This window comes from Streptomyces sp. NPDC050732 (genome assembly GCF_040654255.1).
Lineage (GTDB): Bacteria > Actinomycetota > Actinomycetes > Streptomycetales > Streptomycetaceae > Streptomyces.
In genome coordinates, this window is sequence record NZ_JBFAHP010000017.1 from 136,565 (window position 1) to 149,015 (window position 12,451).

A 12,451-nucleotide genomic window follows, 5' to 3' on the forward strand; every position below is an offset into this window, starting at 1 on the left:
TTCAGGTATGCGGTCGATAAGGGCCCAGCCGAGGCTAAGGAGTCGGCGGCCCCTACAGGAACGCCGGAAGGGGTGGGCTTCGCCACAGGGCGAGGCCCACCCCTCGGGGAGCGGAAAGGTTTCGGCTTACTTCGCCGCCGTCATCTTCTGCTCGAAGCCCGGGTTCTTCTTCAGCCAGGCGTCGACGGCCTCGGGCTCATTGCCCTTGCCCGCCTTGTTGATCTCGTTCTCCAGGCTGGCCAGTTCCTGCTCGCTCATCTTGAAGTCCTTGAGCCACTTCGTGAGCTGCGGGTACTGCTCGGGGAACTTCTTGCTGGAGATCGTGCGGATCGTGTCGCCCTTGCCGAAGCCGCCCTTGGGGTCCTTCAGCTTGGTCAGGTCGTACTCGTTGTACGCCCAGTGCGGCGACCAGAGCAGGACCGCGACCGGCTCCTTCTTGGCGTAGGCCGACTTCAGCTCGGAGAGCATCGCCGGCGTGGAACCGGGGACGATCTTGTACTCCTTGTCGAGGCCGTAGCCGGGGAGCACCTTGTCCTTGAGGGCCGTCATCACGCCCGTGCCGGGCTCGATGCCGATGATCTTGCCCTTGAACTTGTCGCCCTTGCCCTTGAGGTCCTCCAGCGACTTCACGTCCTTGACGTAGGACGGGACGGCGATCTCCAGCGACGTCGGGCTGTACCAGGAGCCGAGGTCCTTGAGGTTCGCCTTGTTCTTGTCCCAGTACTGCTTCTGGGCCGTGGGCAGCCAGGCGTCGAGGTCCAGGTCGAGGTCGCCCTGGGCGAGGGCGGTGTAGACCGGGCCGACGTCGGCCGGCGTCAGCTTCATCTTGTAGCCGCGCTTCTCCAGGACGCGCTTCCACAGATTGGTGACGGCGATGTTCTCGTCCCACGCGAAGTACGCGGCGTTCAGCGGGCGCTTCGCCTCGGCGGGGGTGGAGTCGTCCGGCAGCGGGGCGAGCTCGTCGACGACGCCGGGGTTCTTCTTCAGCCAGGCACGGACGGCTTCCTGCTGCTTGCCCTTGCCCGCCTTGTTGATCTCCGCCTCAAGACCCGTGAGCTGCTTCTCGCTCATCTTGAAGTCCTTGAGCCACTTGGCGACCAGGGGATTCTCGTCGGAGAAGCCCTTGCGCGCCAGCGAGTGCACGCCGTCGCCCTTGCCCCAGGCGCCCTTCGGGTCCTTGAGCTTCTTCAGGTCGAAGTCGCTGTACGCCCAGTGCGGCGACCAGAGCGTGGTGACGATCGGTTCCTTCTTGGCGTACGCGCGCTTCAGCTCGGCCAGCATCGCCGGGGTGGAGCCGTCGACGACCTTGTACTCCTTGTCGAGGCCGTACTCCTTCAGGACCTTGTCCTTGAGGAGCCCCATCATTCCTGCGCTCGGCTCGATGCCGACGATCTTGCCCTTGAACGTGCCGCTCTTGCCCTTGAGGTCGTCGAGCGAGTCGACGCCCTTCACGTACGAGGGCACGGAGAGCTCCAGCGAGGTCGGGCCGAACCACGAGCCCATGTCCTCCAGCTTGGAGCCGTACTTCTTCCAGTACGCGGCGTGCGTCGTCGGCAGCCACGCGTCGGTCTGGAAGTCGATGCTGCCCTGCGCCAGCGAGGTGTAGAGCGGGCCCGCCTCCAGCTGCTTGGTCTGCGGCTTGAAGCCGCGCTGCTCCAGGATCTCCTTCCAGAGGAAGGTGGAGGCGACGCCCTCGTCCCAGGGGATGTAGCCGATGTTGAGCCGCTTGCCCTGGCCGACGTTGGCCGAGCCCGAGGCGGTGTCCTCGGACTTCGAACCGCCGAAGACGCCCATGCCGCCCGCGACGAGGGCGAGGACGACCACGCCGACGACCGCGACGGCGGCCTGCGGACGGTAGGTCCAGATGTTCAGGCCCTGCGCGGCCCGCAGCTTCGCGACGGCGCGCCGGCCCAGCGGGGAGACCTGCGTGCCGAGGGCGCCCGTCATCCGGTCCAGGTAGATCGCCAGGATGACGATGGCGATGCCCGCCTCGGAGCCGAGGCCTACGTTGAGCTGACCGATGGATTCGTTGACGTCGGCGCCCAGGCCCTCCGTGCCGACCATGCCCGCGATGGCGGCCATGGACAGGCCCAGCATGATGACCTGGTTGACACCGGCCATGATCGTGGGGAGGGCGAGGGGCAGCTGGACGCGCAGCAGGATGTTGCGCGGCGTGGTGCCGAACGCGTCGGCGGCCTCGACCAGTTCCTTGTCGACCTGGCGGATGCCCAGCTCCGTCATGCGGACGCCGGGCGCCAGGGCGAAGATCAGGGTGGCGACGATGCCCGCCGGGGCGCCCATCCCGAAGAAGAGGATGGCGGGGATGAGGTAGATCATCGCCGGCAGCGTCTGCATGAAGTCGAGCACCGGGCGGACGACGCCGCTGACCGTGCTGGACCGGGCCGCCCAGATGCCCACGGGCACGGAGATGAGCAGCGCGATGATCGTCGAGACGAGCACCAGGGCCAGCGTCATCATCGCGTGGTCCCACAGCTCCAGCGAGACGATGAACGCGAAGCCCGCGAAGGTCAGCACACCCGCGACCACGCCGCGCAGCCAGAACGCGATGACGGCGAAGATGCCCGCGAGCAGCAGCGGCTCGGGCGCCTGGAGCACGTCGGCTATGCCGTCGTAGGCGCCCTGGAAGACGGTCTTGAAGAAGTCGAACAGCCAGGCCATGTGGCTGAGCAGCCAGTCGACGCAGTCGTTGACCCAGTCGCCGAACGGAATCCTAGGCACCGCTGCTCACCTTCTCGCTCTCCTGCGGCTCGTCCTCGGAGTCCATCGGCTCGCCGAGCACGGCGAGCAGCCTGGCCCGCGGTACGACGCCGACGAGCTTGCCGTCGCCGTCGGTCACGGCGACCGCCACACCACTGGTCGAGCAGGGCGTGAACAGTTCGATGATCGGGGTGTCCTCGGTGACCGTCGCGGGGGCGTCGGCCAACACGAAGTCCTCGTCGGGGTCGGCCATGATCGCGCCCGCCGTGAGCACGCGGGAGCGGTCGACGTCCTGCGTGAACGCGGCGACGTAGTCGTTGGCCGGGGTGACGAGGATGTCCTCCGCGGTGCCGATCTGGACGATGCGGCCGTCGCGCATGACGGCGATCTGGTCGCCCAGGCGCATGGCCTCGTTGAGGTCGTGGGTGATGAAGACGATGGTCTTCTTCAGCCGCTTCTGGAGCACCAGGAGCTGGTCCTGCATGTCGCGGCGGATCAGCGGGTCGAGCGCGCTGAACGACTCGTCCATGAGGAGCAGGTCGGCGTCGGTGGCCAGCGCGCGGGCGAGGCCCACGCGCTGCTGCATGCCGCCGGACAGCTCGTCGGGCCAGGACTTCTCCCAGCCCTTGAGGCCGGCGAGCTCCAGCGCCTCGGTGGCGCGCTTCTCACGCTCGGCGCGCGGGATGCCCTGCACCTCAAGGCCGTAGCCGGCGTTCTCAAGGACGCTGCGGTGCGGGAAGAGCGCGAAGTGCTGGAAGACCATGCTGATCTTCTTGGAGCGCACCTCCCGCATCTCCTTGGCGCTCAGTTCGGTCAGGTCCTGACCGTCGAAGCGGACGTGGCCGGCCGTCGGCTCCGACAGTCCGTTGAGCATGCGCAGCAACGTGGACTTGCCGGATCCGGAGAGACCCATGACGACGAAGATCTGGCCCGGCTCGACCTCGAAGGAGGCGTCGATCACGGCAGCGGTCGTGCCGTCGGCTCGCAGCTCCTCTCGGTCGGCTCCGTGGCGGATTTTCTCCACCGCGTCATCGGGTCGTCTGCCGAACACTTTGTACAAGTGCTCGGCCTGCAGCCTGGACACATACACCTCTCGGGTTGAACCAAGACGGCCCGCCTCCCCCGCCGGCGGGCCGTGGAGCGACGCGGTGTCTGCCCGCTTACCGGTCGAAAAGTTGAAACTGCGACCGTGTTCGCTCCGGGTGCGCCCCTGCCCCCACTTACCCGAAGCAAACGCAAGAGTGACCCAGTTCACATCCGTTGCGTTCTCGGCACGCTGGGGCGCGATGCGCAACGCGGCCGCGCTGTCGGTGCCGTGCGGCATGATGCGCGATGTGACTCAGCGAACCCGACGGCTCATGCTCCTCGACACGGCGTCCCTCTACTTCCGGGCCTATTTCGGCGTCCCGGAGTCCGTGAAGGCACCGGACGGCACCCCGGTCAACGCCGTGCGCGGACTCCTCGACTTCATCACCCGCCTCGTCCAGGACCACCGGCCGGACGACCTGGTCGCGTGCATGGACGCGGACTGGCGCCCGCACTGGCGGGTCGAGCTCATCCCCTCGTACAAGGCGCACCGCGTCGCCGAGGAGGTCGCGCAGGGTCCGGACGCCGAGGAGACCCCCGACACCCTCGCCCCGCAGGTGCCGGTCATCGAGGCCGTCCTCGACGCGCTCGGCATCGCCCGCGTCGGCGTCGAGGCGTACGAGGCGGACGACGTGATCGGCACCTTCGCGGCCCGCGCCACCGGCCCGGTCGACATCGTCACCGGCGACCGCGACCTCTACCAACTGGTGGACGACGAGCGCGGCATCCGTGTCCTCTATCCCCTGAAGGGCGTCGGCACCCTCCAGACGACGGACGAGGCGTGGCTCCGCGAGAAGTACGGCGTGGACGGGCCGGGCTATGTGGACCTGGCACTGCTGCGCGGCGACCCGAGCGACGGCCTGCCCGGCGTGCCCGGCATCGGCGAGAAGACGGCGGCCAAGCTCCTGGACGCGTTCGGCGACCTGGCCGGGATCATGGCCGCCGTCGACGACCCGAAGTCGAAGCTCACGCCGTCGCAGCGCAAGCGGCTCGACGAGTCCCGCGCGTATGTGGCGGTCGCGCCGAAGGTCGTGCGGGTGGCGGACGACGTCCCCCTGCCGGAGGTCGACCTCGCCCTGCCGCACGAGCCGCGCGATCCCGCGGCCCTGGACGAGCTCGCGGCCCGCTGGGGCCTCGGCGGCTCGCTGACACGGCTTCTCACCACCCTGCACACCTGAGGTGTTAGCTTAGGTAAACCTAAGTACTTGTGGATCAGGGGAGGCCGTCGCCATGGCAGAACGTCCGGCACGCAAAGCACCGAAGGCCCATGTCGCGCAGGTCGTGCGCACGGAACGGCTGACCCCGCACATGCAGCGCGTGGTCCTCGGCGGCGACGGGCTCGCCGAGTTCACGGCGGGCGAGTGCACCGATCACTACGTGAAACTCCTCTTCGACGCCGAGGGCGTCACCTACCCCGAGCCGTTCGACATGCAGCGCGTCCGCGAGGAGTTCCCGCGCGAGCAGTGGCCGGTGACCCGGACGTACACGGTGCGCTGGTGGGACGCCGCGACCCGCGAGCTGGCCCTCGACTTCGTGATCCACGGCGACGAGGGCCTCGCGGGACCGTGGGCGCGCGACGTCGAGCCGGGCGCCACGGTCCGCTTCCTCGGCCCCGGCGGCGGCTATGCCCCGAGCGCCGACGCCGACTGGCACCTGCTCGCCGGCGACGAGAGCGCCCTGCCCGCCATCGCCGCCGCGGCCGAGGCCCTGCCCGAGGGCGCGGCCGCCCGCATCTTCATCGAGGTCGAGGGCCCCGAGGAGGAGCAGAAGATCGCGACGGACGCGGAGATCGTCTGGCTGCACCGCGCCGGCCGCCCGGTCGGACAGCTCCTGGTCGAAGCCGTACGCGCACTGGAGTTCCCCGAGGGCGACCTCCACGCCTTCGTGCACGGCGAGGCGGGCTTCGTGAAGGAGCTGCGCCGCCATCTGCGCGTGGAGCGCGAGGTGCCGCGCGAGCGGCTCTCCATCTCCGGCTACTGGCGCCTCGGCCACAACGAGGACGGCTGGCAGGCCTCCAAGCGCGAGTGGAACGCACAGGTGGAGGCGGAGCAGGAGCAGGCGTAACCCCGTTCCGCGGTGCGGTGCGGCGGCCGGTGCGGCGCGTGGGGGCTGAGCGCGCGGTTCCCCGGGAGACGCCGCGTCACACCAAGGCGGCCGGCCCGTCGTCCCTGATGCGGGCGTGCAGGTGCATGTCGTGCCAGCCGTCCTCGTGCAGCAGTGCGCTCCGCTTCGTGCCCTCCACCGCGAACCCCGTCTTCAGGGCCACGCGGCAGGACGCCTCGTTCGCCGTCGAGTGGGTCAGCTCCAGGCGGTGCAGGCCCACTTCGTCGAAGGCCCAGTCACTGAGTGCCGTGACGGCGCGCGGGGCGATGCCCAGACCGCGCGCCGACGGCATGGTCCAGTACGCGACCTCCGCCTGGCCGTCACCGAGGACGATGCACCGCAGGGCGACCCGCCCCAGGACCTCGTCGGTCCCGGCGTCGGCGACCGCCCAGTACGCGTCGCGCTCGTCCGCCCACGCCTTGCGCCAGCCCTCCATCCACCCCCGCACCTCGCTCTCGGAGTCGGCCACGCGCGCGTGCCAGCGCTGTATCTCGGGGTCCTGGAACGCCTCGTACACGGCGGGCGCGTCCTCGACCGCCCACGGCCGCACGACCAGGCCGCCCCCGGCGACGGCAAGCGTCGGCTGCGGACGGCGGGCGAGCGTGCCGGCCGCGACGATGTCGGAGATCTTGAAAGGCATGGGCGCATCGTGCCAGCGGGGGCCCATGGGGCGGCAGTGGTTTTCCGGGGCGCACGTGAGCCCTCGGATGCCGCGCTCGCGCGCCCCGCACACCGTCCGCCCCCGAAGCCCCGCGAACGCACCCCACCACCACCGCCCGCCCCCCGTGACCTGGGCCGCCCTTCCTTCGCGCGCCGCCCCGTACGCTGACCCCCTGATGACACGCAAGCCCCGCATCCCGCCCGCCCCGCTCCCCCAGCGCGACGGCGTCGACCCCACCCGGGTCAAGCTGCCGCCCGACGGGGCGTGGCCCACCGTCCGCGACCACCTGGTGGAGCGGCTCGCGGCCGGCCCCGGCGTCATCGACGCGATGCTGCGGGACGGCAGGATCGTCGGCGCGGACGGCGCACCGGTACCCCCCGACGCGCCCTACGTGCCGGGCGCCTTCGTCTGGTTCCACCGGGACCTCCGCCCCGAGGTCACCGTGCCGTTCGCCCTCGACGTCGTCCACCGCGACGAGCACATCGTCGTCGTGGACAAGCCGCACTTCCTCGCGACGATGCCGCGCGGCAGCCACGTCACCCAGACCGCCCTCGCCCGGCTGCGCAAGGAGCTCGGCATCCCGACGCTCGGCGCCGCGCACCGCCTGGACCGGCTGACCGCCGGACTGCTCCTGTTCACCGTGCGGCCCGAGGAACGCGGCGCGTACCAGACGCTGTTCAGCGAGCGCCGCGTACGGAAGGAGTACGAGGCCGTGGCCCCGTACGACCCGGACATGCTCCTCCCGCGGACCGTGCGCAGTCACATCGTCAAGGAGCGCGGGATCATCGCGGCGTACGAGGTGGCGGGCGCGGCGCCGAACAGCGAGAGCCGGATCGAGCTCGTCGAGCACCGCGCCGGTCTCGGCCGCTACCGCCTCACCCCGCACACCGGCCGCACCCACCAGCTCCGCGTCCACATGAACGCGTTGGGCCTGCCCATCCTCGGCGACCCGGTCTACCCGGTGGTGGCCGGGCCCGTGCCGCCGGACGACTTCCGGCGGCCCCTGCAACTCCTGGCGCGCGTCCTGGAGTTCACGGATCCGGTCACGGGCGCCGCGCACCGCTTCGTCAGCGGGCGGACACTGAGCGCCTGGTCGGCGTACGACGTCTGGGCGCGGTAGCCGTCAGTAGCCGCGCCACCAGGTGAGGAAGCGCTGCCAGGCCCCCTTGGGCCGGGCGGTCTCGGGGCTCGCGGCCGGGGCGGCGGCCGCCGGCCGGGCGACCGGGGCGACGGGCTCAGGACCGCGCGGCGGCGGGGACGACACCTGCCAGTCCCTGCGCGGCGCCGGCATCTGCGCCGAGGGGCGGGCCGTCACGTCCTGCGGGGGCCGCGGCGCGAACTTGACCGGCAGCTCCACCAGATGCCGCGACATGATCGTCGCCGTCCACCGCAACTCGCTCTCGTCGATGTCCAGTTCGACGTCCGGCAGCCGCATCAGGAGCGCGTCGACGCCGGTGTCGGCGATGGCGCGGCCGATGTCCTGGCCGGGGCACTCGTGCGGCCCGCCGCCGAACGCGAGGTGCGAGCGGTTGCCCTGCATGTTGGCGGCGAGATCGGGCCGTACGACCGGATCGACGTTGCCCGGCGCGATGCCCATGATCAGGCCGTCGCCCGCCCGGATCCGCTGCCCGCCGAGCTGGGTGTCCTGCTTGGCGAAGTAGCCGATCATCGCGCTGAACGGCGGTTCGTCCCACAGGGACTGCTCGACCGCCTCGGGCACCGTCATCTGGCCGCCGCTGAGCTGGGCGCGGAAGCGCGGGTCGGTGAGGACCATCCGCAGGACGTTCGCGATGAGGTTGGCGGTCGCCTCGTACGCGGCGATGAGGACCAGGCGCAGGTGCGCGCCGACCTCGTCGTCGGTGAGCCGGGCGGGATGCGCGATGAGGTTGCTGGTGAAGTCCTCCTCGGGGTTTGCGCGGCGCCGCGCCACGAGCCCCATCAGGACCTCCATCACGTACGCGTTGCTGGCGATGGCGGTGTCGGTGCCCTTGATCATGTCGCGGGCCGACTGCACCATGCGCTCGTTGTACTCCTCGGGCATGCCGAGGACGTGGCACATCACCATCATCGGCAGGTGCTCGGCGAACCGGCTGACGAGGTCGGCGCGGCCGTCCTGGCAGAAGTCGTTGAGCAGGTGGTTCGTATAGCGGTTGATGTGGCGGCGGATGCCGCGGTGGTCGATGCTCGACATGGCTCCGGTGACCGCGCCGCGCAGCCGCTGGTGCTCGTCGCCCTCGACGAAGCTGCACATCGGCTGCCAGGTGAAGACCGGCGCGAGCGGGTGGTCGGGACCCGCCGAGCCGTCCTGCACCGCCCGCCAGCGGCGCGAGTCGCGCGTGTACTGCGAGGGGGTGCGGACCATGTGGAGGTTCTCGCTGTGGCCGAGCACCGCCCACATCGGCACGTCGTTGTGGATCAGCACGGGCGCCACCGCGCCGTGCTCGGCGCGCAGCTTCTCGTACAGACCCGCGAGGTCGGCGTCCGCCTCGGGGCCGTACAGCCGGCGCAGGCCGCGGGGGCCGAGGCCGTGGGCGGGACAGCCGACGGGGGGCTCGGCGGTCGGGTCGCCGGTGCCGGGCCAGGAGGGGGTGGCAGGGGTCGTCACGGTCGTCGCTCCGGGTTTCGCTGAAGGGTTCCGGGTTGCTGGATACGGGGTGCGGGGACGGTCAGACGCGGGCCGCCGCCAGGGAGTGGAGATAGCGCATCAGGGTCATCAGGACGTCCCGGCTGGACTCCCTGCGGCGGGCGTCGCACGCCATGATCGGCACGATCGGTTCCAGGTCGAGCGCCCTGCGGAGCGTCTCGACGGGGTGGACGGGCGCGTCCGGGAAGTCGTTGACGGCGACGACGAACGGCACGCCGCGCTCCTCCAGGCGGCCGATCACGTCGAAGCTGACTTCGAGGCGCCGGGTGTCGATGAGCACGACCGCGCCGAGCGCGCCTTCGAAGAGGCCGTTCCACAGGAACCAGAAGCGTTCCTGGCCGGGGGTGCCGAAGAGGTAGAGGACGAGCTCCTCGGAGATGCTGATGCGACCGAAGTCCATCGCCACGGTGGTGGCCGTCTTGGACTCGGAGCCGTAGTTGTCGTCGACCCCGATGCCCGCCTGGGTCATGGTCTCCTCGGTCGTCAGCGGGCGGATCTCGCTGACCGAGCCGACCATCGTCGTCTTGCCGACCCCGAAGCCGCCCACGATCACGACCTTCACGGCGGCCGTGGCGGTGTGCGGCAGGACGTCCTCACTGCGCGGGCCGGAGATCGTGTCGGTGGTCTCAGAGTTTCTGAAGTCCATGCATCACCGCTTCGAGGAGGGATCGGTCGGGGAGCGCGGAGCGGACGATGGGGGCGCGCGCCTGCACGAGCTCGGTCGCCAGTAACTCCGTCAGGACGACGGTCACGACGCTGAACGGCAGCGCCATGTAGGCCGAGAGCTCGGCGACGGACAGCGGTGTCGTGCACAGCCGCAGGATCGCGGAGTGCTCCGGCTGGGCCATCGGGGACGCCTCGCCCTGCGCGACGATCAGGGTGACGAGGTCGAGCGGGGCCCGCTCGGAGTCGTCGCCGGTGAGGATGTACAGCCGCTCCGGGTTCTCGGGACTGCGGCGCTCCCGCTGCGGGGGCATGCCGGGGTCCGGCGGACCCGCGCCCTGCTCCGAGCCGTGGGAGGAGTCTTGCGGAGGAGTCATACGGCCTGCCCGTCACGCCTGGGCGGGCTCGTCAGGTGCGCCCCGATGCGCACGACGAGGTCACGCATGCGGGTGCCGATGAGGCCCGCGTCGACGGTCTCGTCGGCGAGCACGGCGAGGTAGGCGCCCGCGCCCGCGGCCATCAGGTAGAAGTAGCCGCCGTTGATCTCGATGATGACCATCTTCATGCCGCCGTCGCTGTGCGGGATCTCGGTGGCGACGGCGGCGGCGAGGGACTGCAGTCCCGCGCAGGCCGCGGCGATGCGGTCGGCCGCGTCGGGGTCGCCGCCGTAGCGCGCGATGCGCAGGCCGTCGGCGGAGAGCACCACGATCTGCCGGGTCTGCGGGACCCCGTCGGCGAGTTCCTTCAGCATCCAGTCGAAGTTGGCGCGTTGCTGGATCACTGCCAGTCCCTCTCGTCGGCGCTGCCGTGGTTGTTCTGCGGGGGCACCGGATCGGAACCGCCCGGCTGGTCGTCCCCCTTGACGCCCTTCATGAACGCCTCGATCCACAGGCCCGGTTCGGGCTCGTCCCGCTTGGGCGCGGGCGGGGGCGACGCGGTGGCGGCGGCGTGGGCCTCGGCGGCCCGCTGGGCCTCGGCCGCTTGGGCGTACCGCTCCTTGAGGGAGATCTTGACGCGGCTGCGGCGCTGCGGCAGGCCACCGGAGGTCCACTCGGTGACCTCGGGAACGTCGTCCTCCACGGTCGCGGTCGCGGTGAGCGGGGAGCGCAGCGGCGGGCCCGCGGTGACGACGCGCGGCTTCTTGCGGCGGATGTTGCGGGCGGGCTCCTCGATGGTCCGTCCGGCGTTGTCCACGCGCGGCACGGCGGAGGCGCCGATGCCGTGGGCGAGGCCGGGCGCGGGTCCGGTGGTCATCATCTCGCGCGGCACGATGAGCACCGCGCGGACCCCGCCGTACGCGGACTGCCGCAGCGAGACCTGGAGGTTGTACATCTGCGAGAGGCGTCCTACGACGGCCATGCCGAGGCGGGGCGTCTCCCCGAGGTCGTTGAGGTCGATGCCGGCCTGTGCCTGGGCCAGCATGCGCTCGGCGCGGGCCCGCGCCTCCTCGCTGAGGCTGACGCCGCCGTCCTCGATCTCGACGGCGATGCCGGTCTGCACCTCGACGGCGGTGACGTGCACCTTGGTCTGCGGGGGCGAGTACCGGGTGGCGTTGTCGAGGAGTTCGGCGCAGGCATGGATGAGCGGCTCGACGGACGTGCCGTGGATGGCGACGTCGGCGATGGAGTGCAGTTCGACGCGCGGGTAGTCGAGGATCCGGCACATCGCGCCGCGCAGCACGCTGTACAGCGGTACGGGCTTGGGCCACTGGCGGCCGGGGCGGGCGCCGCCGAGCACCGCGATGGAGTCGGCGAGCCGGCCGATCAGGGCGGTGCCGTGGTCGATGCGCAGGAGGTCGTCGAAGACCTCGGGGTTGCGGCCGTGGAACTCCTCCATCTCGCGGAGTTCGGCGGCCTGCTGGTGGACGATCGACTGGACGCGCCGGGCGATGTTGACGAAGGCGCGCTGCGCGGACTCGCGCATCGCTTCCTCGTGGTCCAGGGTTTCGAGGACGGAGCGGAGCAAGTCGCGCTGCGAGGAGGGGAGTTCGTGGTAGGCCTCGCTCTTGTCGACGACGTTGCGGATCACTTCCGCGGGCGCTTCGCCCTGCCGCAGCCGCCACACCGCGTCGGGCAGGATCTCCCGGCCGAGGCGGACGGTCTCGTCGTCGTGGGATGCGATGCGCCGTTCGAGGTTGGCGAGTCGCTGTGCGTACTGCGTGCGCTGCCTCCGGACGGTCCGGCCGCGGCGTACCGCCTCGGCGCCGACCGCGACGACCATGAGGGTCGCGACGGCGCCGCACCAGCCGACGGCGGCCCGGGCCGGCGCCGCCACCGAGGCGACGGCGGCTCCGGTCGCCGCCGCCATCAGCATGGCGGGCAGCAACAACACGCGCGCGTAAGGGACTTCTCGGCCACCGGGAGGCGATTGAACACTCACCATGTATGCCCTCTGAACACTCGTCTTGGGGGATTTGACGTCTTCGGGGGATGACGGAACATGTTTTTGGGGATGACGAAACGAACGATCGGGAGATTTGGGAACAAGCGCGCGAATACGTCGCAACTCGTTTCAACTCGCCGCGCTCCGGGCGAGCTTAGTCCGCCGAAATCATCGCCGAGTCATATTCGGCAACC

11 protein-coding genes are annotated in these 12,451 nt (G+C 70.7%); 3 read left to right on the plus strand and 8 right to left on the minus strand.

Annotated features, from left to right (window positions below; genetic code table 11):
- Window positions 1-126 precede the first annotated feature (126 nt).
- Both AB0H82_RS17745 and AB0H82_RS17750 read right to left on the minus strand, forming a co-directional pair.
- The gene (locus tag AB0H82_RS17745; RefSeq protein ID WP_362993652.1) at window positions 127-2,739 is read right to left on the minus strand and encodes an ABC transporter permease/substrate binding protein; all 2,613 of its coding nucleotides are present in this window, start codon (window positions 2,737-2,739) and stop codon (window positions 127-129) included.
- Window positions 2,732-3,802, minus strand: coding sequence for a glycine betaine/L-proline ABC transporter ATP-binding protein (locus AB0H82_RS17750; RefSeq protein WP_362993654.1), 1,071 nt, complete (start codon window positions 3,800-3,802; stop codon window positions 2,732-2,734). The genes AB0H82_RS17745 and AB0H82_RS17750 overlap by 8 nt, the downstream gene beginning before the upstream one ends.
- Before the next feature lie 241 nt (window positions 3,803-4,043).
- Between AB0H82_RS17750 and AB0H82_RS17755 the strand changes: the two genes are divergently transcribed.
- Together AB0H82_RS17755 and AB0H82_RS17760 are read left to right on the plus strand one after the other, a co-directional pair.
- On the plus strand, window positions 4,044-4,982 hold the full coding sequence (locus tag AB0H82_RS17755) for a 5'-3' exonuclease (RefSeq protein WP_362993725.1): 939 nt from the start codon (window positions 4,044-4,046) through the stop codon (window positions 4,980-4,982).
- A 52-nt stretch (window positions 4,983-5,034) separates the two neighbouring features.
- A complete protein-coding gene (locus tag AB0H82_RS17760) occupies window positions 5,035-5,868 on the plus strand; it encodes a siderophore-interacting protein (RefSeq protein WP_362993656.1) in 834 nt (277 codons plus the stop codon).
- 76 nt (window positions 5,869-5,944) lie between these two features.
- On the opposite strand, the gene AB0H82_RS17765 is transcribed toward AB0H82_RS17760, so the two are convergent.
- Window positions 5,945-6,547, minus strand: a complete 603-nt coding sequence (locus tag AB0H82_RS17765; RefSeq protein WP_362993658.1) for a GNAT family N-acetyltransferase — start codon at window positions 6,545-6,547, stop codon at window positions 5,945-5,947.
- A 196-nt stretch (window positions 6,548-6,743) separates the two neighbouring features.
- Between AB0H82_RS17765 and AB0H82_RS17770 the strand changes: the two genes are divergently transcribed.
- Window positions 6,744-7,688: an RluA family pseudouridine synthase gene (locus tag AB0H82_RS17770; RefSeq protein ID WP_362993659.1), complete on the plus strand. Its 945-nt coding sequence runs from the start codon at window positions 6,744-6,746 to the stop codon at window positions 7,686-7,688.
- A gap of 3 nt (window positions 7,689-7,691) precedes the next feature.
- Here the strand turns inward: AB0H82_RS17770 and AB0H82_RS17775 are convergent, their stop codons facing one another.
- The 5 genes from AB0H82_RS17775 to AB0H82_RS17795 all read right to left on the minus strand — a co-directional run bounded on the left by AB0H82_RS17775 (window position 7,692) and on the right by AB0H82_RS17795 (window position 12,257).
- Window positions 7,692-9,173, minus strand: a complete 1,482-nt coding sequence (locus AB0H82_RS17775) for a cytochrome P450 (RefSeq protein WP_362993661.1) — start codon at window positions 9,171-9,173, stop codon at window positions 7,692-7,694.
- 61 nt (window positions 9,174-9,234) lie between these two features.
- Complete coding sequence (locus tag AB0H82_RS17780) at window positions 9,235-9,858, minus strand: ATP/GTP-binding protein (protein ID WP_362993663.1); 624 nt, start codon at window positions 9,856-9,858, stop codon at window positions 9,235-9,237.
- Window positions 9,839-10,189, minus strand: coding sequence for a DUF742 domain-containing protein (locus AB0H82_RS17785; protein WP_362993727.1), 351 nt, complete (start codon window positions 10,187-10,189; stop codon window positions 9,839-9,841). The genes AB0H82_RS17780 and AB0H82_RS17785 overlap by 20 nt, the downstream gene beginning before the upstream one ends.
- Window positions 10,190-10,248: 59 nt before the next feature.
- On the minus strand, window positions 10,249-10,656 hold the full coding sequence (locus AB0H82_RS17790; protein ID WP_055556816.1) for a roadblock/LC7 domain-containing protein: 408 nt from the start codon (window positions 10,654-10,656) through the stop codon (window positions 10,249-10,251).
- Window positions 10,653-12,257, minus strand: coding sequence for an ATP-binding protein (locus tag AB0H82_RS17795; RefSeq protein WP_362993665.1), 1,605 nt, complete (start codon window positions 12,255-12,257; stop codon window positions 10,653-10,655). Before AB0H82_RS17795 ends, AB0H82_RS17790 begins: the two co-directional genes overlap by 4 nt.
- Window positions 12,258-12,451 lie beyond the last annotated feature (194 nt).

What these genes read in the sequence shown, in the direction of transcription:
- AB0H82_RS17780 (WP_362993663.1), bottom strand. Translation starts at nt 9,858, where the DNA reads ATGGACTTCAGAAACTCTGAGACCACCGACACGATCTCCGGCCCGCGC.
- AB0H82_RS17760 (WP_362993656.1), top strand. Translation starts at nt 5,035, where the DNA reads ATGGCAGAACGTCCGGCACGCAAAGCACCGAAGGCCCATGTCGCGCAG.
- AB0H82_RS17795 (WP_362993665.1), bottom strand. Translation starts at nt 12,257, where the DNA reads ATGGTGAGTGTTCAATCGCCTCCCGGTGGCCGAGAAGTCCCTTACGCG.
- AB0H82_RS17755 (WP_362993725.1), top strand. Translation starts at nt 4,044, where the DNA reads ATGCGCGATGTGACTCAGCGAACCCGACGGCTCATGCTCCTCGACACG.
- AB0H82_RS17770 (WP_362993659.1), top strand. Translation starts at nt 6,744, where the DNA reads ATGACACGCAAGCCCCGCATCCCGCCCGCCCCGCTCCCCCAGCGCGAC.
- AB0H82_RS17785 (WP_362993727.1), bottom strand. Translation starts at nt 10,189, where the DNA reads ATGCCCCCGCAGCGGGAGCGCCGCAGTCCCGAGAACCCGGAGCGGCTG.
- AB0H82_RS17765 (WP_362993658.1), bottom strand. Translation starts at nt 6,547, where the DNA reads ATGCCTTTCAAGATCTCCGACATCGTCGCGGCCGGCACGCTCGCCCGC.